We start from the raw sequence: 24,209 nt of genomic DNA, 5'->3' as shown, positions 1-24,209 counted from the left end.
GAACTTTGTTTGTTGCCTTAAATTTTTTCTGAAAAAAAGAACCGCTATACATACTTAAACTAAAGCTTCAAAAAGCGAACAGTAGTAGCCTTACTGCCAGTACTAACGCGACATAGATAAATTCCCTGCTTCGGAATAGACGCACCTATACTTAAAGTATGCTGGAAGTGATGGGCCTGCAGTTCCTGCTTATACAGTAGTCTTCCTGCAGTATCAAAAATGTGTACCACAGCTGTTCCCTTGCTGTAATCTCCTCCCAGCGTTAGCGTAAGCGCATTGTCTTTTACCGGATTGGTAATAATTACTTCGTCCCGAACAGGTAAGCGGGGTATTCCAGCGGCTGAATTCCTGTAGTCGGGAATGCCATAGCCTAATCTGTTATCTGGTGAAGCAGCCTGGCTACCGATGCTCCGGATATAGTTGAGCATCTCTATGTTGCTTCTGTTGCTGAAGGCCTGCCACAGGCAGGCAGCCATACCGGCCATTATAGGGCTTGAAAAAGAAGTGCCGTTGCTTTGAACCACCTGGCCGGCAGGTGTGAACACATAAGCCAGCTGACCTAAGGCCACTACATCGGGTTTAATTCTTCCATCAGCAGTAGGACCATAAGAACTAAAGGCCGCCAGATTACCAGCAGCATTAACAGCACCCACTGTCAGTACAGAATCAGCATCGGCAGGAGCCCCAATACGTTGCCAGACCGATGAACTTGCGCCGTCGTTCCCGGCACTTACCACAACTAGTATACCCTTTGCCGCAGCATAATCAGCAGCACGGGTTATGATAGCTGTGTTGCCGTCCATCTGGTTATAGTTATAGCTTTGAGAAGGAGCATCAAACACTTTGTAGCCAAGAGATGAGTTGATAATGTCTACTCCGGCACTGTCTGCAAACTCTGCGGCCAATAACCAGTTAATTTCTTCTAGATTATGCTCCGAGCTAACATCTTCGGTTCGGAACAGGTAGTAGTCTGCCCCGTAAGCCGTTCCTATCATTTGGCCGGGGGCATAAGCAGCCATAGTAGAAAGTACCATCGTACCGTGTGCATTGCTGCCATACACATTTGCTGTATTGGCTACAAAATCGTAAGTCGCTCTTATCTGGTTATTCTGAAATAGATGGCTGAAAGCCGGCAATGTATTTACAGCCGGAAAACCGGTGTCGAACACGGCAATGCTCATGCCGCTTCCATTATACCCGGCAGCATGTAAATCTAACAGTCCCAGCATAGCCGCCTGCTGCCTTGCCTGTCCGTAATCACTGCTCTGTAAGGCACTGCTGAAGGCAAAGGCATCCTCCGCAGCCACTGGTTTAGCGACAGACTGCGCCCCATTGCTGGAAGCGGTTATCCTGTTCAGGTTCTGAGAGGCTTTAACAAAAGGCAGGTTTTGTGCTTCTGCCAGTTTTTCGGAACTGCATTGCACAACAGCCGCATTAAACCAGCGGGAAGTATACCACACCGAAATACCCAGTTCCCGCAAGGCTGCTACATAAGCAGGATTAACAGGTAGATCCTGTGGTGTAATTGAAATGTTTTGCTTCTGCCTTCTTTCGATGGCTTTAGCTGACAGGAACCGGTGCGGGTTCTGAACCGAAAAGGGAGAATCGACTTTATCCTTGAAGTAAATCAGATGCTTCTGTTCTTCTGCGGCAAAGGCTAAATCCTGGAACAGGCAAACCAGCGCTAGCAGACAGATCAAAAACTTACTATACCTCATGTGTTCTTTACATTTTTCCGTACGATAGCAGCACTTCTTCGCGCTTATGCCCATTTAGGATATACCCTTCCCCATAAGGGCAATCGCTTGAGCCTATCTGGTTACAGTAAGCTGCTTTGTTAAATAAGCGATAGATCATGCCAATATCCTGTGCGTAAACTTCTTTCCGGTCGCTGAGCATGATAAAGTTGCTGGCAGGCTTTCCCTGTACCACTGTAAGGGTCTGGTTATAGGTAGAGCCATTTACAGTAAACGGCTCCCCTACAGATGCATAGGTATACTTCTCTTTACCATCGTTCTCGCTGTTCACAGTGCGATTGTTGTAAGCATCTGCACTCCAGGCTTTACCATTCTTAACCGGGAAAACCAATTTCACAGATTTAACATTATCTTTCGTCAGAATAACGCTGGTACTGAATTTTGCTACTACCATCACAGAATCCTCCACCCAAGATGCTTGTGCATCAGGGCGAACGGATCGAATGATCTTGTACACCAACGTATTCGTCTGGTCTACAAAAGATTCGGCAACTTCCTCTTTCAGCTGAAACCGACTGGTATCGCCTTCGTTATCCAGAAACTTGATATCCGTTACACTGTAAACGCGGTAATCCCCTACTTCCAAGGGATAGTAGCCATAACCAACAACACCAGGATCAGTTTCAATAAAAGTCTCTTTGCATGCAGCCAGACTGAACAGGGCCAGCAACAGGAAAAAGGAAAGCCTCTTCATTTAAGCAGGAAGAATTTGGAGCGCAAACTCTGAATTGTAATTAGATTCAATCCATCCACCGCCAACCACATCGTTTCCTTCATAAAAAACAGCGGCCTGACCAGGGGCAATGGCATGCACCCCGCTCAGGAAATGCACTTTCATTTTATCGCCCACCTGCTCAATTATAGCTTCTGTACCCGGATCGTTGTAACGAACTTTTGTTACCGTAGCAATTGGCTGATCGATAAGGTTTGCATACTTGCCCATACTCAGTTTTCCGACTGTCATGGCGTTTTTAGCCAGATCTTCGTAGTTGCCGAGCACCACCCTGTTAGTATCTTTCTCTATTCTTGTTACATACGCCGGGAAACCTAAAGCTATACCTAAGCCTTTGCGTTGCCCTATTGTATAAAAAGGATAGCCTTCGTGCTTTCCGACAACTGTGCCGTTTTCGAGCACAAACTCTCCCCCAGCTACCTGCTCTTCCAGGCCTTCAATTCTTCTTTTCAGGAAACCACGGTAATCATTATCCGGAATGAAGCATATTTCATACGATTCCGGCTTGTTTACCAGTTCAGTAAAGCCACGATCCAGCGCCATCTGCCGGATTTCGGTTTTACGAAGTTTACCGAGAGGGAAAATCGTACGGCTTAAACTTTCCTGTGAAATGCCCCAAAGAGCATACGACTGGTCTTTATGTTCGTCCAGACCTTTAGAGATAATATAGCGGCCGTTTTCCTCCCGCACGTTGGCGTAATGCCCGGTGGCTATAAAATCACAGCCCAACTGATCGGCGCGACGAAGCAAAGCATCCCACTTGATATGGGTATTGCAAAGCACGCATGGGTTCGGCGTACGTCCGGCAATGTATTCATCCGTAAAATGATTAATTACATAATCGCCAAACTCTTCTCTGATATCTATGATATAGTGGGGGAAACCTAACTGAACCGCAATATTGCGGGCATCATTTATGGAGTCCAGGCTACAGCAGCCAGTCTCCTTCTTGTTACCACCGCTCGAAGCATAGTCCCAGGTTTTCATAGTCATTCCGACTACTTCATAACCTTGCTCATGCAGCATAACGGCAGCAACAGAACTATCTATTCCACCGCTCATGGCAACCAGTACTCTACCTAATTTACTCATTTATGTAAAATATGCTTATCCGTCTTAATATAAATTTTACCACAAATATAGCAACAAGTATACACTAATAAAGATTCAGCCGCTTAAATAAAGGTGCAACTAAAGTGCAGGGGCAATATAAAACCAGTCAGAGAATTTAAAATAATCGTAAAAAAAATGGCATCAAAGGCATTTTGGGGTTTACTTTGGAAAAATTTAAGCTATAGAACAAGCAATCACCAAAATAATATTTTTATGAGCCTGAGCACTTCTGTTATAGTTAGTGGTATAAATAATTTAAGTGATGCACGATATTGTGCCGGAATGGGTGTAGACATTGTAAGCTTTAACCTGAAATTAGATAGTCCGCAGCGTGTTTCATCAGAAGAACTGAAGGAGATCCTGGGTTGGGTAGCAGGTGTAAAACTGGCCGGTCAGTTCGAGAGAGCCAGACCGGATGTTATCAACGAGTATGCCTCTGAATTTAACCTCGACTATATTCAGCTCGATACGCCCTACCTGATAGATGAAATTGATGAGATAAGCTGTCCGGTTATTTTAAAAGTATATATTAATAAAGACACTGTTGAAAGTGAGCTGCTGGAAATGCTGGAGCTGTACAGCTCTGTAGTTGATTCTTTCCTGATTTACTCTTCTGACTTTACGGCCATTGATGAGACAAACACTATGCTGTTGAAATCCATTGCCAGATCGTACCCGGTATACATTGGCTTCGGGCTTACCAAAGACAACATACATACCATCATGAAAACCATCAAGCCTAAAGGCATTGGTTTACTTGGCGGTAATGAAATTAAGCCCGGCCTGAAAGATTTCGATGAGCTTCAGGATATCCTGGAAGAAATTGAGGAACAGGCATAGGATAAGCCTTGCTTAGTTGTAAGTAAAACTGCCAATTTAGATTATGCTGAGTTGGCAGTTTTTATGTTGATCTGTATTTTGTATACTGGTACAGGTAATCAACCAAAATAAGACCTGACAATATACCGCCAAACACATATGAAGCCATTTGTCTGCTTACTTCTAGCTTCTATTGCTATCCTAAAGCTTTCTGATGTACTCGCACAGGAAAAGCCACAAGAGATTCCTTTGTATTCTACAGCTGTGCCAAATGAAAAGGCAGTGAAGGGAAATGAGAAACCAGAAGACAGAGTGCCTACCCTGAGCATTTTTCTGCCTGAGAAAGGACATGGCAACGGGACAGCTGTAATCGTTTTTCCGGGAGGTGGTTACACGCACCGGGCCATGAACCACGAAGGCTTTGATGTAGCGCGTAAGCTGAATGAACAGGGAATTGCTGCTTTTGTGGTGAAATACAGATTGCCCAATCCTGCTTTCAACCCTAAACCTGAAATAGCTCCTTTGCAGGATGCCCAACAGTCCATACGCTTGGTAAGGACAAAGGCACAAGAATGGAATATTGATCCAACGAAAGTAGGCATTATGGGCTTCTCTGCCGGTGGCCACCTGGCTTCCACAGCCGGAACTCATTTTACCCAAACCACCATTGATAATCCTTTGAAAGTAAACCTAAGGCCTGACTTTATGCTCCTGATTTATCCTGTAATCAATGGAGATCCGCAGGTGGCCCATAAAGGTTCTTTTGAGCATCTGCTAGGCAAGAATGCAACATCTGAAAAAGTGCAGGAATTTTCGAATGACCGGCAGGTGACGGCTCAAACCCCTCCTACGTTTCTGGTGCATGCTTCGGATGATGAAGTAGTAAAGCCCGAAAACAGTATTCTGTTTTACCAGGCTTTACTAAAGTTTAAAATACCAGCCGAATTGCACATTTACCAGCAAGGCGGGCATGGTTTCGGCCTGAACAACAAAACCACGCAAGACAGCTGGTTTGACAGATGCGTTAACTGGATGAAGAGCAATAAGATCATTCCCGCTTCTTAACGCCTTTCACCAGCCAACTGCTGATGATCAAACCTTGAACTGCAGGTATTTAATAGGGATTCCTTCCTGCAGGTATCTTTTCTCATAGGTTGTATAGATACTCATGGTATGTTCCTGCAGGTCGGATGTATACAGATCACGGGTAAATTTCAGCTGCTGCACATCTCGTTCCTGTAAAACCTCCAGTGTATAGTCAAAAAGATCGGCATTATCGGTTTTCAAATGCACAAGCCCTCCCTCTTTCACAATCTGCTGGTAAATGTCCAGGTAACGCGGAGCTGTTAAGCGGCGCTTAATGTCACGGTCACGGGGTCTTGGGTCTGGAAACGTAATCCAGATCTCATCTACTTCTCCTGCTGCAAACTGAGAAGCAATCTGGTCAACATATATGCGGAGGAAGCCAACGTTATCCAGTTCTTCTTCCTGGGCCATGGTACTTCCCTTGTACAGACGGGCACCTTTTATATCTACTCCTATAAAGTTTTTATCAGGGAAAAGTCTGCCCATTCCTACGGTATACTCGCCCCTGCCACAGCCAATTTCCAATATTAGTGGCTTATCATTCTTAAAGAAGATTTCTCTCCATTTTCCGGCTAAGGTTCCAAATCCGGCATCACCTTCCTGCACAACGTTCTCACGTGCAGCAATAGCTTCAAATTTTTTTAATTTACTACGCGACATTTAAAGTTCTTCGATTTCTGCGACCACAAAGGTACTGCCTCCGATAAAAATAACCTCATCTGCGGTTGCATTTAACTTGGCGGCCTGCACTGCCTCGGCAACAGTAGCATAAGCCTCTCCCATAAGGCCAGCTTCATGAGCACTCGCCTGCAATTCAGCTACCTCTAAGGCTCGTGGAATTTGCGGCTGACAGAAATAGTACTGGTAATTCTTAGGCAGCAACTGAAGGATAGAAGTTACATCTTTATCGTTTACTGCCCCGAATACAAAGTGCACCTGCTTAGGCTCCAGGCTCTGCAACTGTTGTAGTATTTGCTTAATTCCATCTATATTATGACCTGTATCGCAGATAGTTAAAGGCTTACCAGATAAAACCTGCCACCTTCCCTTCAGACCAGTTATTTGTTTGGAAGCAGACAGACCAGAACGAATGGCTTCCTCAGCTATAGTAAAACCCTTGCGTTGCAGAAGCTCAATCGTCTGCAGTACTCCGGGTAGGTTGTACTGCTGGTAAATACCCGTCAGATCCAGTGCTAGGTTAAGCAGCTGCTTCTGATGATCGGCATACTGCACATCAAATACCTGTTTCTGCAGATCAGCCTGCTTGAGCTGCACCTGTACATGTTCGGTTGCAAAGTATAAAGGGGCCTGCACCTGCAGTCCTTTTTCCTGGAAAACAGACATAATTTCTTCCTGCTTTGTACTTATTACAACAGGAACGCCAGCTTTTATGATTCCTGCTTTCTCAGCAGCAATTTCTGCCAGTGTATTGCCAAGCAGCGCCTGATGATCAAAACCAATATTGGTTATGAGTGAAACTTCCGGGAAGATGATGTTGGTTGAGTCGAGCCTGCCCCCCAAGCCTACTTCAATTACAGCAACATCTACTTTTTCATCTGCAAAGAATTTAAAAGCCAACGCAACCGTCATTTCAAAGAATGATGGCTTAACTGCTTCAAACAGAGGTTTATTATCTTTCACAAACTGTACCAGGTAACTTTCAGACAGTTCTATTCCATTGATTTTAACCCGTTCTGTAAAAGATTTTAAATGAGGAGAAGTGTAAAGGCCAGTTTTATATCCTGCCTTTTGAAGTACTGCAGCCAGCATATGAGAGCTGCTGCCTTTACCATTGGTACCAGCAACATGAATGGATTTAAAATGTTGCTGCGGATTTCCGAAGGCCTCACATAACTCGATAATGTTATTCAGGCTCTTCTTAAAAGCAGCATTGCCGATGCGGTGAAACATCGGCAATTGCTCGTAAAGATAATCAAGGCACTCTTGATAGGTCATTCCATGTAATTTTATTGAGCTCGGATCACGAAAGTTACCACACCGGATGCTCCTGCATTAGAACTGCTGTTCCCTGTGCGGCTAAAGGTGGTTTTCTGCAACTGCTCTCTATACCAGCGCTCCACATGCGGCGAAACGGTCTTCTCAATTGTAGAAATATTGGTAATGTTTCCGTCACCGTCAATTTTGATGCTGAATTTTACAAAACCGGTTTCATTCTGATATGGGTCACGTTTCGGATCAATATCATAGCGCCAGCCAGGCATATCCAAACCACCGGCTCCACCGCCAGGGTTACCGCTATAGTTTTTAGCAGTCATTACCCCTCTTGGGTCGCCTTTATCTCCTACTTTGTTCGCATCGTCGCCGTTGTTATTGCCGGTAGCATTATCAGAAGTACCCGCTTTGCCTGTACCAGTACTTTCGGTTGGCTTTCCCGGATAAAGAGCCCTGGGCTTCTCCGGCTCCTTTTTAGGTTCTTCTTTTGGCTTCACTTCCTCCTTCTTTACCACTTCTTTCGGCTGTGGCTGAGGCTTGGGTTGTGGCTTTGGCTCTTCTTTCATGGCAACAGGAGCCTCGGCAGTAGTAGTTACTACTTTCGGCGACTCAACCGGAGTAGGCGGCGAAGCAGCTGCCACAGTAGGTTTTGGCTGCGGCTCTGGCTCCGGATCAGGCTGTGTTGGAGCTGGTTTACTGTCCTGCACATTTTTAGACACATTGGGAGTAGCCTGTGACTGCACATCGCCGCTGCCAACGGCATCCGTACCAAAATTCACCTCTATTCCGATTTCCTGAGCAGGCTCACCGGCAGGGCGCCAAGCCAAAATGTAGAAAAGCAGTAACACAATAATAGCATGCAGCACCACACTGATAATGGCTGCAATGCGCTTATTCTTTTCCTCTTCTTTTGTTAATGCTATTTCCATAGTTAAAAAAATTACTCCGGCACAGAAGCCAGCGTTACTTTTGCTTTCAGGTTCGAAGCAATACCTGCCACCCTTACCAGGTGCTCTACAGGTACTGTTTTATCTACGTGTAACACAACAGACCCTTCTTCTGTTCCCTGCAAAAGTGCTGCCAGTTGCGGCTCGATCTCCGATTCGGCAACAATTTTATCGTTAATGGCATACCGCAAATCCTTATCGATACTAACGCTGATCTTCTGCATAACGATAGTGGTAGCCTTGCTGGAAGGCAGGCTCACCGGCAGCCCTGTAGGCGTAACGAAATTAGAAGTAAGCATAAAAAATATGAGCAACAGGAAGATAATGTCAGTCATAGAAGACATGCTGAACTCTGCATTGATCCTGTTTTTAGAGCGAAGATTCATTCTTACAGTTGTGGTTCTTGTAATAAATCAATGAATTCGATAGAGCTATACTCCATGGCATGCACAATGCTGTCGATTTTGCTCACCAGATAGTTATAACCAACATAAGCAGGTAAGCCGATAATCAGACCTGTAGCTGTCGTTACCATAGCCTGGTAAATACCTGCCGATAATAATTGAGGACTAACAGATCCTTCTGCCTGTGCAATGGCAATAAAAGCCTGAATCATACCAGTTACAGTACCCAGGAAACCAAGCATTGGAGCAGCACCGGCGATGGTTGCAAGACCCGAAAGGTTTTTCTCGAGGCGGCTGATCTCGATCTTTCCTACGTTTTCGATGGAAGTCTCAATATTTTTTAAAGGGTTACCTATACGGGTAATACCTTTCCCCAGCATCCTGGAAACCGGTGTATTAGCCTGGGCACACAACATCTTGGCACCGTTAATATCACCGGCCAAGACCATGCTCTTGATGCGATCGTTAAACCCTTCCGGATTTTTTGCCGCCTTTTTTAGAGTAAGATACCGCTCAAAGAAAATGTACACAGCAGCTAAAGAAAGCAAAGCCAGCGGAATCATGGCCCAGCCACCAGCCAAAGCCAGGTCAATTAAAGAAACAGTATGATTGGCGGCTTCAGCGCCATCTGCCAGGGTTGTGGTCGTATCTGCAGGAGCAGTAGTAGTAATTTGTAATAAAAGCGGTGTCATGTTAATTATTAAGTACCCAAATTGTTTCTCCAAATGTTTTTCTGTAGGTAGCCAAGGAAGCTTTCGCATCTTCTTCAGTCGCAAAATCAGCTACTGATACCCTGAATAATCTGCTGCCTGGTAATGGTAAAAGTACTTTAGCTTCGTGTCCTCCTTTTTTTACGGCTGTTCTGGCCACTTCAGCATTTTCTAACCTGGAATAACCTCCTGTAATAATGTAAAAACGGCCTGTCCTTTCTTTCACTAACAGCGGATTTACTTCTTTCTTCTCTTCCTTTGGAGGAGCAGTATTCGCTTTAACTTCTTCTTTTATAGCAGGTTCGGCATCTTGCACTGTTGCTTTACTTTCAGCAGCCACAGTTTGCTCTGCAGAGAGCTGATATGTTTCCACTGCTACGGCAAAACTATCCGTATGTGCTGTCACATCATAGGCAGAATCTGATACTGCTCCAGCGAGATCTTCTTCTGTATAGAGCTTTTCCCAGTCTGTCACTGCCTCCACTGTTTCAGAGGTCTGAGGCTGATAACCTGATCCGAAAAGAGCAAGCGGGTTCAGGCTGCTGAGATTATAGTCTGTTTGCAATGATAGCAAGTATAGTGCCGAAACGGTAAGACCTCCGATTAAAAGACTTGCAGTAACATTAACGGCACGTCTCAAGCGTTTGCGCAAAGGCAGCTTGGTATAGACCGGAACCTGCTGGCGCTCTTTTAACAAGGTACGAAGCAGAGCAGGATCTTCCAGTTTTACGGGTCTGGCAATCAGCTCCGGCAGTCCAAAGCTGTCTTCCAGCAAGTTATCGCCTTCTACATATTCAAACTCCAGGTTTCTTTCAGCGTTATAACGGAAAATACCGATATCCTGCATTTCAAGCCTGTTTTCTTTCTCCAGAACTTGTTTCGATCTGAAAACAAAATCAGCCACCAGTTTGCGAGCGTCTTCTTTGTCAATGCCATTATGATAGGCAATGGTGCTGATAAGAAGCCCATCGTTCAGCGTCAGTTTTTCATTGAAAGCAATTTTTTTCGACGGTGGTACCAGCGAGTGCTTAACAGGCAGAACGCGCGCCGAAACATAGCGGGTGATCAACCCCCCAAAATCTGGAATAATGACGCAATCATGGTCATATAACAGTGACTTGATATGCTTCTCAACCATAGGCTTTAGAATGAATATGTAACTCCTCCTATTAAATTCAATCCTTTGTTCGGATAATTAACAAACCTTTCGTATTTCTGCCCAAGCAGGTTATTCGCCATCAGGAAAAGAGTAAACCTGCTGGTAAATCTGTAATCTGCTTTCAGGTTCAGATCAACAATTGTATCTGTTTCCCGGAGCACAGACGTGCCGTCGGCCTGGTAAATCTTTCCGAAAGAACTGCCAATATAATAAAGTTCTGAATTAAAGAGAATCTTATCGTAGAAGTTGTAGGTGCCGTATACGCTTGCCATCAGCTCCGGACGGTGGAACGGTTGCTCTAAGGTAGCGGTGTTATAGCTGTTATAATCAGCCTTTAACCCCAAACGAATTTCATCGGAATAGTTAAATACAGCTTCGCCATAAATATTTAACACATCGGTTACACCGTTATCGTACACCAGGTCGAACTTCGCTACATCTTCTCTGGAGTTATTGTAAAAGTAAAGGTTGCGGAAGCTTTGGTAAGCAACCCGGCCTGTTAAATGCACATAGTTGGCAATGTTGGCAGAGAAACCACCATACACTTCAAGACCTTTGTTGACATCAGCTACCTGAACGTTTGGTGCCAGATATGGATTTTCCTGCGTCAGATTGTATAAAGTAGTTCTTTGAAGATCGCCACCTAAACCAGCATATAACAGCAGGTTATCTTTGATAGGCTCCAGGCCGATACGCACAAGTGGATATACATTTAGCTTGCGGGCATCATTTACGGTATCAGCGGTATACGCTAAATTAGCACCTATTGTCAGGCGTAAAGCATTTAGCTGGCGTTCGTAAGTAGGTTTTAACTTAAAAAAGCCGCGGCTAACTGTCTGCGCATCGCTATGTCCTAACAGAGAGAGGTCTGCATCTACTTTGAAGGCAGATACATCATCAATTCCATACTCTACTACAGAGTTGATTGCAAAATTGCGCTCGCTCATGTTATACCTGTCGTTCAGGTAATTAAAACCTATTCCAACCTTATATTGCAGCGGCGACTTTACATCAGTTTGGTTGTGCAGGTAACCTTCAGCAGCAAAACGGTTAAACGATTGCCTTATGGTATCTCTTTCAATTGGAGTCTCTACATTGGCAGGGTATCCGTAGAAGTGATATTTATCTCTGCCGTAACTTAACCTGCCCCCAACGGTCAGGTTTTGCAGGTAACGCTCTCCATTTACTCCGATAGCAGTATTGCCCACTCCGGAATTTCCTCGGTCAACGGGACCCACAGCAGAAGAAACGTGGCTAACATCGGCTCCATAAGAACCAACATCACTGCGTTTGTTATGGAAATAGCCTTTCAGGTACAAACTTCCATAATTACCTAAACCTGCCTTCACATAGTTGCCATACAGCTTTGTTAACTCATCCTGCTTTATGGTAAGCACCTTCATCTGCAGGTTGATGTCCTGCGAGGCTAACTTATAGTCTGTAAAACGGTAACGAACATTTCTGTCTCCGGCTTCCGGTGGGTTTATACGAAATTTTTCGAAGTTACGTGCGGCCTGCGGAAGTTCAATAACACGGTTCTTCTCTACAACAACTTCGGCATCATCGAGCTTGGCTCCTTCACCCCAGTTAGAACCGTTCTGCTGTGCCTGAACATCATTTGTAAACATATAACCTGCACAGAGTAAGAGTACTAGTGAGGCTTTCGTGATTTTATTCTTCATCTTGATGTCTCTGATACCTCTAAATTATTTTACAGTTCCTGTTTTAGTTGTGTCGCTCGTTCCGGTTGCACCGCCTAATTTTTCAAGTCTTTGTTTTGCTTCCTCCACTATTTCAGGTAAAGGAGAATTTTCAACAATAGAATTCAGGGTAGTGCGAGCCTGGAACATTTCGTTTTGTGCTGTATATACATCGGCGATCAAAATGAAAGACTTCCCAAGCCACAGGTCGTAATTAGAGAACTTTGTGTTAAAGTCGAAAGCTACATCCAGCGCTTCGTTATACTTCTTCTGCTTATATAGTATCTCCGACACTAAGTAATGTGCCTCCGCTCCATTTACATCCGAAGCAGTTTTAGCCGCTTCTCTTAGCTCTGTCAGTGCCTGCTCCATATTTCCCTGGGCGTAAGTAGATTTGCCACGGTAAAGTAAAGCTGTGTTATAAGCATTCAGGGCTGCATTTCCCTGGCTGATCAGCTCACTGGCAATTCTCCTGGAACCGGTGTAGTCGTGGGTAAGATAGTAGCTCATCATCAATCCTGTTAGAGCCGTCTGCTGCTCTTTTCTGTTGCTGGCCAGGTCGCGCAAACGGGTATAGTAACGAATTGACTCCGTATAGTTCTTATTTTCGAACTCCAGATCAGCCACACGTTGTATAGCACGGTTTACATACTCGGATTTATTTTCTGAAACCACCTGCTTCATTATTTCTATACCCTTCTCCCTGTTGTTTCGGCGCAGGTAAGAATCAGCTAAGAAGTAACGGGCATCACTTACAAAACGACTTGTTGAATAAGTGGTAAGGTATGTTTCCAGCCTTGTTATTGCCTGATCGTATTTCTCACTGAAATACAAATTCTTAGCAGCTTCGAATTCAATACTTTCCAGAGCTCCGGTATCTGGGTTAGACGACTTGAATTTTGCCACATAAGCATCAAACTCGCTGCTTCTGTCCTGGGTAGTCAGCACTTCCTGTAAGCTATAAAGCGATCCGCTTGCTACTTTAGATGTTGGGTATTCATCTATTACGCGCTTATAATCCTGGATAGCTTCGTTCTGCCTGTTGGTGTTGGCATAAGCTACCCCACGGTTTTGCAGGGCATTCGGAATAAGCCTGCTGCCAGGATAGTTTTGAATAACAGCAGTAAATCCTTCAATTGCAGGGGCATAGTTTCCGGCTTCAAAATCAATAACGGCACGCTGGTATTGCGCAGCATCGGCATACCTCGATTTTGGAAACTGGGTAATCACAGTCTGAAGGTTTTGCTTGGCCTGTTCTTTGTTACCGTTAATGCTCTGCACAACCCCTTTCTGAAAATAAGCATAATCCTTATCCGCAGCATTAGAGCTGATTACCCTATCGTATAATTTAAGGGCTTCGCTGTAGTTCTTGTTTACATAATACAAGTCGGCCAGGCGCAGGGTCGCATCGTAATAATTCGGATTACTGGTGTTTACAGCAGCCAGGTAAGCTTGGAAATGCGGCAGGGCTTTATCATACTGCTTGGTATTATAGTAGGCATACCCAATGCCGTACCGGGATTTGATATAATAATCCCTTTTGGTATCGGTGGTATTACGGAAAACAGCGGCATAGCTGTTAATGGCATCTTCCAGCCTTTGCCCGATAGAATAAGCTTCTCCCTTCAGAAAATGACTCGAAGCAGTAACTTCTTCATCGTACGGGTATTGTAATGATTTATCCAGGGTTACAACCGCCTGTGGAAACTTGGCATCGTTAAACTGGTTTACAGCATGGTAGTAGGTTACGCGCTGGTAAGTCTGCAAGATTTTCCAGCTTTTCTTCGGAAGGCTCTCTATATGGCGGATGGCTTCCGGATAATTGTTTGAGTTAAAGTATGCCTCACTTAGTAAGTCATCTGCTTCTGTTCCCTGCTGGGAGTTTGGGTAATCCTGGTTGAAATTAGCCAGCGAATTAATAACCTCCCGGAAGTTACCCAACTCATAGTTTACCTGGGCATATTTTAGCGTGGCCGCTTCTTTGATATCATTATCAAAAGTGCCTTTGCGTGCCTGATCGAAAGCAGTAAGGGCAAATTGCTTGTTATTGTCTCTCAGGTAGCTTAAACCAAGGTAATAAGCCGCATTCTGACCGAGTGCATCCTTCCGTAGTGCGACATCTTTGAAGTTAGCGATAGCATTTTTAAAGTTGTCGTTCTTATAGTCTGTATAGGCAATCTTATACTGCACTATCGGCTCTAGCGTACGTTTACCTTCTGCATACTGTGTAAAATACTTTGAAGCAGTTTTGTAATCTGCCCGCTGATAGTAGGCATCACCAACAAGCAAGGCAATCTCATCGGCCTGCTGTACCTGTGGTGTTCTGGCCAGCGAGGCTTCGCCATAGCGGATTACCTCGTATACATCGTTTTCTTTGTACAAGATCTCCGTGATCATGTAAGGCACGATCTGAGAATAGGCTTCATTTTTTTCAGCAATTTTCAGATCCGTTTTAGCAGCCGCGTAGTCACCATTGCGGTAAGCGATATAACCTGCATAGTAATTTGAGGCATAGGCAAAGCGGTGCTCGTCTTCCCGAAAACCAGTAGTTTTGTTTTTATCAAAGTAGATTTTAGCGTTAGCAAAATCTTTGGTGGCAAAGTATGAATAGCCCAGCTTAAACTCCAGCTCCTTGTTTTGTTTGATGCTGAGCAAGTGCACTGGCGCCTGCTTTAAAAAATCGACGGACTTTTTGTAGTCCTTGTTCTCGAAGTAATACAGGCCTAATTCATAATTAGCAAGAGCCGTTTTCGGGTGAGCAGGATAGTTTTTAGCAAAGTTCAATATTAACTGCTCGGCATCAGGATGTAGCAGGTACAAACCGCTTAAAGCATAGTAATATTGTGCATCAGCAGTTTTAGCATCATCTCCGATCAGGTTGATATACCTTCTGAAAGCTTCCTGAGCTGCCCCGTATTTAGCACGATCGAACAACTCGACCCCCTCGTGGTATAAACTTTCGCCAGACGTAAAAACTTGTGTATGCTGTGCTGCCACAATGTGCGAGCCCCCAGCCAATACCGATGCAAGCGCTACTTTGTAAGCTATCTTCATATGTTTTTCTAAATGCCCGTTCAAATGGGCTAAACTATATCTTTCGGTTTCAGAAGTAAAATCAGGGCAGGTATTTCTTCCTGTAAGCTTGATCATCTGCTATGCAATAACAGAGCCACATTCCCCTATAAAACTCAATTCTATGAAATTCAAAGTTAATAAAAAAAGCGCAGCAGCCTATTTCTTACCCAGCAAAAGCATAAGTTAAATTATGCAGAAGGGGCTGCTAAATTTATAATACAATGGCTGGAAACAGTATTTTATTGTATAGGTTCCTAAATAATCTCAGGCTGGGTAGCCAAAGTCCTCGGCACGGCATGTAATATCTTGAAAACCAGTTCCCGCAGGATTTCGGCTTCAGCCATATTACCACCTGTAATACCTTTCACCTGCAAATCTGCCACTCGGATAAAGTGTATGATATCTATTGTTCTTTGTATCGGGAAAACCCGCAGCGCATGCATGTATTCCTTTGCCAGGAAAGCGCGGTTTCCAAGGCTCTTTTTTACTGCTGCTTCTGATTTATCGCTTGCCATATGCAGGCACAGCAATTTTGTAAAAAAAGAAAACAGCAGGCTAAGGTTGGGTATAAGCGGGTTATTTTTAGGATTTGCTTCAAAATAATGGATGATGCGGTTAGCCTTAAGCGCATCCTGTGCAATGAGTGCTGTCTGTAATTCGAAAATGTTATACTCCTTGCTAATACCCACATTTTCCTGCACTACCCGTTCATCAATCGTCTGGCCAGGCTTCAGGTTAATCAGCAGCTTGTCTATTTCATTGGAAAGGCGTGAAAGATCGGCACCTATAAATTCGCTTAACAATAAAACCGCTTTCTGTGTTGTCTGCAGCCCTTTCGACTTAATATAGTTGCCCACCCAAGCGGGCACCTGGTTCTCGTACAGCTTCTTAGTGGTAAGCAATACGGCATGTTTGTTTACAGCTTTAGCCAGCACTTTTCTCCCATCAAGGCTTTTATACTTGTGGCAAAAAACCAGTATAGTAGAAGGTAAAGGATTTTGAAGATACGCCTCCAGTTGCCGCATTCCCTCCTCCTTTTCCAGATCCTGAACCGACTGTGCTTCCTTTACAATCACCACCTGCCTGTCCGACATCATCGGGAAGCGTTTGGCCTGTAGCAGAATTGTTGAAACATCGACATCTTTTCCATACACTACAACCTGATTAAACCCTTTCTCATGCTCCTGAAGTGCATGCTGCTCAATATAGTCAGCAATAAGATCGATGTAATATGGCTCTTCTCCCTGTAAAAAATATATGGGAGCAAACTGCCTTTTCTTAAGCTGTTCAAGTATATCTTCGGGTGTATAAGCCATTTTTAAGGATTCAAGCTATTACCACAAAGGTAGTCATAAAACAGGAGGCTGCCACAAGATATTACGGTGTAACAATAGTATAAAACAAACAAACCGCTCGAAGGGAGCGGTTTGTTGTAAAGCTTTAAGGATGATTTAATGTCTAAAAAAAATGCACTACAACTCTCTTCTGCTTAAATTATGAATTGTTTCCATTCTTGCAGCAGTTCTGTCAGTTGTACCATCATTAAATGTGGCATTCTGCTTATTGTCTTCTTTAAACACCATAGTGTTATCTCCTACATTTTCAATCATATACTCCACAGTATAGTTAGACTTTTTAGGAATAACAAGCTTAATTCGGTTAGGTCGTTCAGGATAAGGAAAACTGTATACCACAGAGTCCGGCTCCAATTGATAATGACCTACACGTGCATATTCCTCATTAAAGTCAAAATTAACAATCGTTTCGTCTTTTTCCTCATATATCAAGGCATTTGAGGCATCGTAGTATCTGAATGTGCTAAGTTCTTTTTTCCAATTCCCTTGGATTTGCTCTTTATAAGCGGATTGATTTAGATCAACCACTTCATCATCATCCTTACATGAAGTAAGGCTTAGCACTAGCATTAGCGGTAGTAATAATAACTTTCTCATGGCCCCTTTTACGCTACTATATAGTAATAGTTTAAGCTATTGCATAAGAAATTTTCAGCAAATAAACAACAACTTGAATACTAATATATTAAAAATATTTAATTTTATTTTAAGTGTGTCTTCCAAGGGTTATTTAGCTGCATTGGACCTCCGAAATCATATAAACTTCTTTATACTCATAACTCTTTTTTATATTTGCTTCAAATACATTATAAGCTTTCATGAATCTTATAGAAGAATTGAGGTGGAGAGGCATGCTCCATGATTTCATGCCCGGCACAGAAGAGCAATTAGCATCTGGCATGACAACAGGTTATATCGGTTTCGATCCCACTGCCAAGTCGCTGCACATCGGTAACCTGGCTACTATCATGCTACTGGTTCAACTGCAGCGCGCAGGCCATAAGCCGGTAGCCCTGGTAGGTGGCGCAACAGGTATGATAGGCGATCCTTCCGGAAAATCGGCCGAACGTAACCTGCTGGATGAAGAAACGCTACGGGCAAACCAGGAAGGGATTCGTAAGCAACTGGAAAAGTTCCTGGACTTTAACTCAGGTGCCAATGCGGCCGAAATTGTAAATAACTATGATTGGTTTAAGGAGTTCAGCTTCCTGGGTTTCCTGCGCGAGGTAGGAAAGCACCTTACTGTTAATTATATGATGGCTAAGGATTCTGTAAAGAAGCGTATCAGTGCAGATGAAGAAGGCGATCGTGCCGAGGGCCTATCTTTTACTGAGTTCTCTTACCAGCTGATCCAGGGCTACGACTTTTACCATTTATATAAAAACAAAAATGTACGCCTGCAAATGGGGGCTTCCGATCAATGGGGTAACATCACAACCGGAACAGAGTTGATCCGGCGCATAGATGGCGGGAAAGCTTTTGCCTTAGTCGGTAAACTGGTTACCAAATCAGATGGCACAAAATTCGGTAAATCGGAAGGCGGCAATGTCTGGCTGGACCCGAACCTGACCTCTCCTTACAAATTCTACCAGTTCTGGCTGAACCTGGCAGATGATGAAGCTGAAAAGCTGATTAAGGTATACACGCTGCTTTCTAAAGAAGAAATTGATACAATCACTGAAGAGCACAAACAGGCACCACACCTGCGTGTTTTACAAAAAGCCCTGGCTAAAGATGTTACAATTCGGGTACACTCCGAAGAAGATTATCAAGCAGCTGTAGATGCCTCAGAAATTTTGTTCGGTAAAGGGGATTTAGATACCCTTAAGGCCTTAAAAGAGGATGTTTTACTATCTGTTTTTGAAGGAGTGCCACATATCGAGATATCTAATGCTAGTTATACAGAGGCTGCCACCGTGAGTGATTTACTGTCTGATATTACGCAAGGGCAGATTTTCGAATCAAAAGGTGAGGCAAAACGCATGATCAAAAACGGAGGCGTGAGCATCAACCGTCAGAAAGTACAGGGTCCGGACGACCAGGTAAATTATGAGTTACTGCAGCAGAAATACCTGGTGATACAGAAAGGCAAGAAAAACTATTTCCTGGTTTCAGTTAACTAATTGAAATAAAGCTAATTAATTAAAAAAGGCGATCTGTAAACAGATCGCCTTTTTTATTGATTCTTAATGTTTTCTTACTTCTCAGTGCTGTTTTTCATGTCCTGCACTTCCTTACGGATGTCTTGTGCCATGTTTTTAAGATCCTGCATACCTTTACGTACACGAGTACCAGCAGCAGCATTATTTTTGTCATAGAACTTTTCGAAGTCGGCTTCTAATGACATTACCAGATCCTTTAATTTGCTGAAATTGCTATTCATTCGAGCTTTTATTATAGTTAAACAATTGTTTTAGTAGCTCCAATTTACAAATTAAATGATAACATGCAAAGATTAAGAAAATTTAATATATGCGTTTTAAGCAGATTAAGCGGTAACTGTAGACTTGGAGTACAAGCCTTTATCCAACTTTTGTGCAATTTTCTCAAAAGCTTCAATTGTCTCCTGTACATCCTCCAGTGTATGTACTGCCGTTGGTATAAGGCGCAGCATGATCACATCTTTCGGTACAACCGGATACACCACGATAGAACAGAAAATGTTGAAGTTTTCACGCAGATCCAGCGTTAACTGTGTTGCATCCGGAATCTGACCATTCAGGAATACAGGGGTTACAGGTGTTTGTGTGGTACCGATGTTGAAGCCTTTCTCCCGTAATCCGCCCTGAAGTGCATGCACTATTTTCCAAAGATTATCCTTCAGCTCAGGCTGCGTGCGTAGTAACTCCAGGCGCTTTAAGGCACCCACCGTAATAGGCATCGGGAGCGACTTGGCGAAAATCTGAGAGCGCATGTTGTAGCGCAGGTACTCTACAACCTGCTCATTGGAGGCCACGAAAGCGCCAATGCTGGCCATAGACTTTGCAAAGGTAGAAAAGTAAACATCAATACCATCCTGCACTCCCAGGTACTCTCCTGTTCCCGCACCAGTTTTACCCATTGTACCGAAACCATGCGCATCGTCTACGAACAGTCTGAAATTGTATTTTTCTTTTAGTGCCACAATCTCATCCAGTTTTCCGATGTTCCCGGACATACCAAAAACACCTTCTGTTATCACCAGAATAGCACCTCCTGTGTTCTCAGCCCAACGTGTAGCACGGTCCAGCTGCTTTTTAAGGCTGTCAATGTCGTTATGAGAAAACACGAAACGTTTGCCCTGGTGTAAACGCACACCGTCTATAATACAGGCGTGTGATTCGGCATCGTAAACAATTACATCGTGGCGGTCAACCAATGCATCTATGATAGACACAACACCCTGGTAACCGAAATTCAGTAATAAAGCATCAGGCTTCATTACGAAATCGGCCAGTTCAGACTCCAGCTGCTCGTGCAGATTAGAGTTACCAGACATAATGCGGGCACCCATTGGGTAAGCCATACCCCATTCTGCAGAGGCCTCAGCATCTACTTTACGCACTTCTGGATGATTTGCAAGGCCTAAATAGTTGTTTAAGCTCCAGGTAAGTACCTCTTTTCCTCTGAACTTCATGCGTGGTGCGATCTCCCCCTCTAACTTCGGAAATGTAAAATAGCCGTGTGCATAGTGGGAGTGGCTTCCTAAAGGACCTCTGTTGGTCAACAACTTTTCAAATAAATCCACTTTGAGTAATGGTTTAGTTTAAGGGATAATTTATGATCAAGCTTTCGCTATATGTAAATTGAACTTAGTTCGGTTTAATGCACCGCAAATTTATGTTATTCTAGTGTCATATACAATTTATATCCGAAACAGACAAAGCTTTTTAGTTAAGCAATTTTTAAGTTTCGCCTCAAAACTGTTTCTTTGAAGACTAATCAACTATAGCTGCTGCATGAAAAACATCAAAAAGATACTGATTGCTAACAGAGGAGAAATAGCACTGCGCGTGATGAGATCCGCTAAAGAAATGGGAATCAGCACGGTTGCCATATACAGCGAAGCCGACCGGAATGCGCTTCATGTGCGTTTTGCCGATGAAGCTGTATGTGTAGGTGGTCCAAAATCTAGCGAATCTTACCTGAGAGGCGATATTATTATAGATGTATGCAAGCGTTTAGGGGTGGATGCCATTCATCCCGGTTATGGTTTCTTATCTGAGAACGCGGCATTCGCTCAGCAGGTAAAAGAAGCCGGCTTAATTTTTATTGGCCCCTCTCCCGAAGCCATCGAACTGATGGGAAGCAAGCTGGCTGCCAAAGCTGCTGTTGCCAGGTACAACATTCCGATGGTACCTGGTACCGAGCATGCCATAACCGATATAGAGGAAGCAAAACTAATTGCGGCTCAGGTCGGCTTTCCGATCCTGATTAAAGCAAGTGCCGGTGGCGGTGGTAAAGGCATGCGTGTAGTAGAGGATATCGATTCTTTTGAGGAACAAATGCAACTTGCTGTCAGTGAAGCAACTTCTGCCTTCGGAGATGGTTCTGTTTTTATAGAGAAGTATATTGGCTCTCCCCGCCACATCGAAATACAGGTATTAGGCGATACGCATGGCAATATAGTACACCTGTTTGAGCGTGAGTGCTCTATACAACGCCGACACCAAAAGGTAATTGAAGAAGCACCTTCGGCAGTTCTTACACCTGCCTTACGCGAAGAAATGGGTATGTGCGCTGTGAATGTGGCCAAAGCATGCGACTATATCGGAGCCGGTACCGTTGAGTTTCTGCTGGACGAGAACCTGAATTTCTACTTTCTGGAAATGAATACCCGCTTGCAGGTGGAGCACCCGGTTACAGAGCAGATAACCGGTCTTGATTTAGTTAAAGAACAAATTAAAATAGCAGAAGGCAAACCCTTACCTTTTAAGCAGGAAAACCTCGAAATAACAGGTCATTCCATTGAGCTGAGAGTGTATGCAGAAGATCCAGCCAATAACTTTTTACCTGACATAGGCCGACTGGAAACTTATGTTCGCCCGCAGGGATTAGGAGTGCGTGTGGATGATGGATTTGAACAGGGCATGGATATACCTATCTACTACGACCCAATGATTGCGAAGCTGGTTACTTTTGGCAAGAACAGGCAGGAAGCCATTGAAAAGATGATTCGAGCAATAGATGAATACCAAATTACAGGAATAGAAACCACCCTGCCCTTTGGCAAATATGTACTGCAGCACGAAGCCTTTGTTTCCGGTAATTTCGATACTAAATTCATACAGCGTTACTTCACACCCGATGTGCTAAATACCACAGCAACAGACGATTCTGAGGATATAGCAGCTGTTTTAGCAGCAATCCTATTGCAGCAGCACAAGCAGTTACCTGCTCCATCTGCTGCGGCTCTGAGCGATACTAGCTCTGCTTCAAACTGGAGAAAGAATCGCTTGAAATAGTGCATTAACCTATACGTAAAACAAAAGCGGCTGCCTTTTCAGACAGCCGCTTTTGTTTTGTAATTACCCACAACTAAATTACCCACAACTAAACCAGGTCGAACAGGTTTCTGACTCCAACATAGCGCTCTGTGGTAAATCCTTCGCCGTAGGTTACGCCAATAGCATGCCCCATTTCAAGCGCACGCGCCTCTACGAATTTCATAAATTCCGGAGATGAGATATAGGTATTGGGAGAAGTATCATCCGGGTTATAGAACTGAGACCGGAAAGCTTTGATTGTCTCCAGTTTCTTTTCCCAATACGGCGTTACATCAACCACCAGATCAGGTTTGATAAAGCGGTCCTGGATGAAATGGTAAACCACTTTAGGGCGCCATGGCTGCTGCGGCTGCCCGTTTTCATCAAACGTAGGCACCATTCTTAAACCGGAAATAAAGCAAGATTCAGAAACCAACTGAGAGCCTCTGCCATGATCAGGATGCCGGTCATATACAGCGTTCATGATAACTATCTCGGGCTGGTACTTTCTGATCATCTCAGCCACCTTAAGCTGATGCTCCTTGTCATTTTTGAAAAAACCGTCGGCAAACTGTAAATTTTCCCTGGCCGAAATACCCATGATACGTGAAGAAGCTTCGGCTTCGGCAGCCCTAACTTCAGGCGTACCGCGCGTTCCCAGCTCACCTAAGGTTAAATCTACGATACCAACTTTTCTGCCTGCTTCAATATGTGCGATAAGGGTACCTGCACACCCTAATTCTATATCATCAGGGTGAGAGGCAAAAGCAAGTATATCTAATTTCATGTTGTGCTTGATGTAAACTATCTTACCCGCAGTTTACGACCTACTTTTAAGGTGGTTCGGGTAGAGATGCCGTTTAGCTTTGTTAGTTGTGATACATTCACCCCGTATTTCTTCGCAATGCCTGACAAGGTATCGCCGCTTCTAACGGTGTGATAGGCAGCGCGTCTTCCGCCACTGCTTGAAGAAGAGGATGATTTATTATAATAATTGAATAAAGCCGCTGTGATCTGGAAGTTCTGGTCTTTTATCAGGTACTCGGGGAAGTTATACATTAACTCCGGGTCCAGCGGGTTGCCCTGGTAACGTACCTCATAATGAAGATGCGGACCGGTACTGCGCCCGGTGCTACCGCCCAGTCCGATCATTTCACCCGCTTTTACAAATTGGCCGGGCTGTGCCAGTGCCTTGCTCATATGCCCGTACAAGGTTTCCAGACCGTTGTAATGCCTTACCACAATATAATTACCATAGCCACCGCCGTCCCACTTATTGATTCTTACAACACCATCAAAAGCGGCATAAACAGAGTCTCCGGTATTCAGGTCTATATCAGTGCCATAGTGCCACCGGCCCCACCGGCCTCCGAAATGGCTGGTTATAGGTGTTTTATCTAACGGCATTTTATAATCGCGCTTAGAGCGCGGATCATACAGGGTAATATCCACGGTATCCTTCAGCTGGCGACCATCCATGCGGTACGGATTAATGGTGCGGGTATCCCAGATCGCATAATAACCTGCAATTCTGATCCAGGTGGAATCCACAAGCATCTCCTCCGATATCTCAACTATATGCTGCTCTCCGAGGTCTAGCTCCGAAGTATCTTCGCTAACGATAGAAAGCTCCTTTTTCGGGTTAAAATAAATGGATTTGCCTGCATCGGACTCATCTTCCGGAAATTCTTCATACTTGATAAGTATAGTGGTATCCGGTTTCACATAATCAATTTTGGGCGATTTGACCTTAAATAGATCCTTCACCTTACTTTGTGCCAACGCATTGGAGCACGTTAATGTACCCAGCAACATAAAGGCAAAAAGGAAGGGTGCTTTAAATTTAGACATTCAGATAATATTAGGCTATGCAGCGTTATCAATTTCACTGCCACTTACACAAACAGCACAACCATTTTTTGATTTACTTCTG

General features: G+C 44.0%; 21 protein-coding genes. 4 read left to right on the top strand and 17 right to left on the bottom strand.

The annotated features are described in order from the left end of the window. Positions 1 to 59: 59 nt before the first annotated feature. From C1N53_RS05520 to mnmA, 3 genes are read right to left on the bottom strand one after another with little or no spacing between them, the layout of a single operon-like run. Entirely contained in the window at positions 60 to 1,718 is a 1,659-nt protein-coding gene (locus tag C1N53_RS05520) for a S8 family serine peptidase (RefSeq protein ID WP_168193971.1), read from the bottom strand. A 7-nt stretch (positions 1,719 to 1,725) separates the two neighbouring features. After that, entirely contained in the window at positions 1,726 to 2,451 is a 726-nt protein-coding gene (locus C1N53_RS05515) for a hypothetical protein (RefSeq protein WP_137758359.1), read from the bottom strand. Beyond that, positions 2,452 to 3,582: a tRNA 2-thiouridine(34) synthase MnmA gene (gene mnmA, locus C1N53_RS05510; RefSeq protein ID WP_137758358.1), complete on the bottom strand. Its 1,131-nt coding sequence runs from the start codon at positions 3,580 to 3,582 to the stop codon at positions 2,452 to 2,454. Between the two features lie 234 nt (positions 3,583 to 3,816). On the opposite strand from mnmA, the gene C1N53_RS05505 reads away from it, so the two are divergent. Both C1N53_RS05505 and C1N53_RS05500 read left to right on the top strand, forming a co-directional pair. Further along, positions 3,817 to 4,443, top strand: a complete 627-nt coding sequence (locus C1N53_RS05505; protein WP_137758357.1) for a hypothetical protein — start codon at positions 3,817 to 3,819, stop codon at positions 4,441 to 4,443. 138 nt (positions 4,444 to 4,581) lie between these two features. Then, positions 4,582 to 5,487 carry an alpha/beta hydrolase gene (locus C1N53_RS05500; RefSeq protein WP_137758356.1) on the top strand — a complete coding sequence of 302 codons (906 nt, stop codon included), beginning with the start codon at positions 4,582 to 4,584 and terminating at the stop codon, positions 5,485 to 5,487. 27 nt (positions 5,488 to 5,514) lie between these two features. Here the strand turns inward: C1N53_RS05500 and trmB are convergent, their stop codons facing one another. From trmB to C1N53_RS05450, 10 genes are all read right to left on the bottom strand, one after another. Then, positions 5,515 to 6,168 carry a tRNA (guanosine(46)-N7)-methyltransferase TrmB gene (trmB, locus tag C1N53_RS05495; protein WP_137758355.1) on the bottom strand — a complete coding sequence of 218 codons (654 nt, stop codon included), beginning with the start codon at positions 6,166 to 6,168 and terminating at the stop codon, positions 5,515 to 5,517. Next, positions 6,169 to 7,464: a folylpolyglutamate synthase/dihydrofolate synthase family protein gene (locus C1N53_RS05490; RefSeq protein WP_137758354.1), complete on the bottom strand. Its 1,296-nt coding sequence runs from the start codon at positions 7,462 to 7,464 to the stop codon at positions 6,169 to 6,171. It lies immediately after the preceding gene. 11 nt (positions 7,465 to 7,475) lie between these two features. Next, a complete protein-coding gene (locus C1N53_RS05485; protein ID WP_137758353.1) occupies positions 7,476 to 8,390 on the bottom strand; it encodes a hypothetical protein in 915 nt (304 codons plus the stop codon). 11 nt (positions 8,391 to 8,401) lie between these two features. Continuing rightward, positions 8,402 to 8,794: a biopolymer transporter ExbD gene (locus C1N53_RS05480; RefSeq protein ID WP_137758352.1), complete on the bottom strand. Its 393-nt coding sequence runs from the start codon at positions 8,792 to 8,794 to the stop codon at positions 8,402 to 8,404. A gap of 2 nt (positions 8,795 to 8,796) precedes the next feature. Beyond that, the gene (locus C1N53_RS05475) at positions 8,797 to 9,504 is read right to left on the bottom strand and encodes a MotA/TolQ/ExbB proton channel family protein (protein ID WP_168193970.1); all 708 of its coding nucleotides are present in this window, start codon (positions 9,502 to 9,504) and stop codon (positions 8,797 to 8,799) included. Position 9,505: 1 nt separating this feature from the next. Continuing rightward, the gene (locus C1N53_RS05470; RefSeq protein ID WP_137758351.1) at positions 9,506 to 10,660 is read right to left on the bottom strand and encodes an SPOR domain-containing protein; all 1,155 of its coding nucleotides are present in this window, start codon (positions 10,658 to 10,660) and stop codon (positions 9,506 to 9,508) included. A gap of 5 nt (positions 10,661 to 10,665) precedes the next feature. Beyond that, entirely contained in the window at positions 10,666 to 12,363 is a 1,698-nt protein-coding gene (locus C1N53_RS05465; protein WP_137758350.1) for a TonB-dependent receptor, read from the bottom strand. 24 nt (positions 12,364 to 12,387) lie between these two features. Beyond that, positions 12,388 to 15,435, bottom strand: coding sequence for a tetratricopeptide repeat protein (locus C1N53_RS05460; protein ID WP_137758349.1), 3,048 nt, complete (start codon positions 15,433 to 15,435; stop codon positions 12,388 to 12,390). 275 nt (positions 15,436 to 15,710) lie between these two features. Then, positions 15,711 to 16,772, bottom strand: coding sequence for a DNA polymerase III subunit delta (gene holA / locus C1N53_RS05455; protein WP_137758348.1), 1,062 nt, complete (start codon positions 16,770 to 16,772; stop codon positions 15,711 to 15,713). 156 nt (positions 16,773 to 16,928) lie between these two features. Beyond that, positions 16,929 to 17,408: a hypothetical protein gene (locus C1N53_RS05450; RefSeq protein ID WP_137758347.1), complete on the bottom strand. Its 480-nt coding sequence runs from the start codon at positions 17,406 to 17,408 to the stop codon at positions 16,929 to 16,931. A gap of 221 nt (positions 17,409 to 17,629) precedes the next feature. Between C1N53_RS05450 and tyrS the strand changes: the two genes are divergently transcribed. Continuing rightward, positions 17,630 to 18,934, top strand: a complete 1,305-nt coding sequence (gene tyrS, locus C1N53_RS05445) for a tyrosine--tRNA ligase (protein ID WP_137758346.1) — start codon at positions 17,630 to 17,632, stop codon at positions 18,932 to 18,934. Between the two features lie 74 nt (positions 18,935 to 19,008). Here the strand turns inward: tyrS and C1N53_RS05440 are convergent, their stop codons facing one another. Together C1N53_RS05440 and C1N53_RS05435 are read right to left on the bottom strand one after the other, a co-directional pair. Further along, positions 19,009 to 19,194: a histone H1 gene (locus C1N53_RS05440; protein WP_137758345.1), complete on the bottom strand. Its 186-nt coding sequence runs from the start codon at positions 19,192 to 19,194 to the stop codon at positions 19,009 to 19,011. A 105-nt stretch (positions 19,195 to 19,299) separates the two neighbouring features. Beyond that, on the bottom strand, positions 19,300 to 20,538 hold the full coding sequence (locus C1N53_RS05435) for an aminotransferase class I/II-fold pyridoxal phosphate-dependent enzyme (protein ID WP_137758344.1): 1,239 nt from the start codon (positions 20,536 to 20,538) through the stop codon (positions 19,300 to 19,302). Between the two features lie 211 nt (positions 20,539 to 20,749). Here C1N53_RS05435 and accC point away from each other — a divergent pair, with 211 nt between their 5' ends. Further along, positions 20,750 to 22,255: an acetyl-CoA carboxylase biotin carboxylase subunit gene (gene accC / locus C1N53_RS05430; RefSeq protein WP_137758343.1), complete on the top strand. Its 1,506-nt coding sequence runs from the start codon at positions 20,750 to 20,752 to the stop codon at positions 22,253 to 22,255. A gap of 88 nt (positions 22,256 to 22,343) precedes the next feature. Here the strand turns inward: accC and bshB1 are convergent, their stop codons facing one another. Both bshB1 and C1N53_RS05420 read right to left on the bottom strand, forming a co-directional pair. Next, complete coding sequence (bshB1, locus tag C1N53_RS05425) at positions 22,344 to 23,063, bottom strand: bacillithiol biosynthesis deacetylase BshB1 (RefSeq protein WP_137758342.1); 720 nt, start codon at positions 23,061 to 23,063, stop codon at positions 22,344 to 22,346. A 17-nt stretch (positions 23,064 to 23,080) separates the two neighbouring features. Then, on the bottom strand, positions 23,081 to 24,127 hold the full coding sequence (locus C1N53_RS05420) for a M23 family metallopeptidase (protein WP_137758341.1): 1,047 nt from the start codon (positions 24,125 to 24,127) through the stop codon (positions 23,081 to 23,083). Positions 24,128 to 24,209: the final 82 nt, after the last annotated feature.

The sequence above is a fragment of the Pontibacter sp. SGAir0037 genome (genome assembly GCF_005491705.1).
Classification (GTDB): domain Bacteria; phylum Bacteroidota; class Bacteroidia; order Cytophagales; family Hymenobacteraceae; genus Pontibacter.
This window is presented reverse-complemented; position numbering and strand designations above follow the sequence as displayed.

What these genes read in the sequence shown, in the direction of transcription:
- C1N53_RS05485 (WP_137758353.1), bottom strand. Translation starts at nt 8,390, where the DNA reads ATGGAAATAGCATTAACAAAAGAAGAGGAAAAGAATAAGCGCATTGCA.
- tyrS (WP_137758346.1), top strand. Translation starts at nt 17,630, where the DNA reads ATGAATCTTATAGAAGAATTGAGGTGGAGAGGCATGCTCCATGATTTC.
- mnmA (WP_137758358.1), bottom strand. Translation starts at nt 3,582, where the DNA reads ATGAGTAAATTAGGTAGAGTACTGGTTGCCATGAGCGGTGGAATAGAT.
- C1N53_RS05420 (WP_137758341.1), bottom strand. Translation starts at nt 24,127, where the DNA reads ATGTCTAAATTTAAAGCACCCTTCCTTTTTGCCTTTATGTTGCTGGGT.
- trmB (WP_137758355.1), bottom strand. Translation starts at nt 6,168, where the DNA reads ATGTCGCGTAGTAAATTAAAAAAATTTGAAGCTATTGCTGCACGTGAG.
- C1N53_RS05505 (WP_137758357.1), top strand. Translation starts at nt 3,817, where the DNA reads ATGAGCCTGAGCACTTCTGTTATAGTTAGTGGTATAAATAATTTAAGT.
- holA (WP_137758348.1), bottom strand. Translation starts at nt 16,772, where the DNA reads ATGGCTTATACACCCGAAGATATACTTGAACAGCTTAAGAAAAGGCAG.
- bshB1 (WP_137758342.1), bottom strand. Translation starts at nt 23,063, where the DNA reads ATGAAATTAGATATACTTGCTTTTGCCTCTCACCCTGATGATATAGAA.
- C1N53_RS05480 (WP_137758352.1), bottom strand. Translation starts at nt 8,794, where the DNA reads ATGAATCTTCGCTCTAAAAACAGGATCAATGCAGAGTTCAGCATGTCT.
- C1N53_RS05450 (WP_137758347.1), bottom strand. Translation starts at nt 17,408, where the DNA reads ATGAGAAAGTTATTATTACTACCGCTAATGCTAGTGCTAAGCCTTACT.
- C1N53_RS05475 (WP_168193970.1), bottom strand. Translation starts at nt 9,504, where the DNA reads ATGACACCGCTTTTATTACAAATTACTACTACTGCTCCTGCAGATACG.
- C1N53_RS05500 (WP_137758356.1), top strand. Translation starts at nt 4,582, where the DNA reads ATGAAGCCATTTGTCTGCTTACTTCTAGCTTCTATTGCTATCCTAAAG.
- C1N53_RS05490 (WP_137758354.1), bottom strand. Translation starts at nt 7,464, where the DNA reads ATGACCTATCAAGAGTGCCTTGATTATCTTTACGAGCAATTGCCGATG.
- C1N53_RS05520 (WP_168193971.1), bottom strand. Translation starts at nt 1,718, where the DNA reads ATGAGGTATAGTAAGTTTTTGATCTGTCTGCTAGCGCTGGTTTGCCTG.
- C1N53_RS05515 (WP_137758359.1), bottom strand. Translation starts at nt 2,451, where the DNA reads ATGAAGAGGCTTTCCTTTTTCCTGTTGCTGGCCCTGTTCAGTCTGGCT.
- C1N53_RS05470 (WP_137758351.1), bottom strand. Translation starts at nt 10,660, where the DNA reads ATGGTTGAGAAGCATATCAAGTCACTGTTATATGACCATGATTGCGTC.
- C1N53_RS05440 (WP_137758345.1), bottom strand. Translation starts at nt 19,194, where the DNA reads ATGAATAGCAATTTCAGCAAATTAAAGGATCTGGTAATGTCATTAGAA.
- C1N53_RS05460 (WP_137758349.1), bottom strand. Translation starts at nt 15,435, where the DNA reads ATGAAGATAGCTTACAAAGTAGCGCTTGCATCGGTATTGGCTGGGGGC.
- C1N53_RS05465 (WP_137758350.1), bottom strand. Translation starts at nt 12,363, where the DNA reads ATGAAGAATAAAATCACGAAAGCCTCACTAGTACTCTTACTCTGTGCA.
- accC (WP_137758343.1), top strand. Translation starts at nt 20,750, where the DNA reads ATGAAAAACATCAAAAAGATACTGATTGCTAACAGAGGAGAAATAGCA.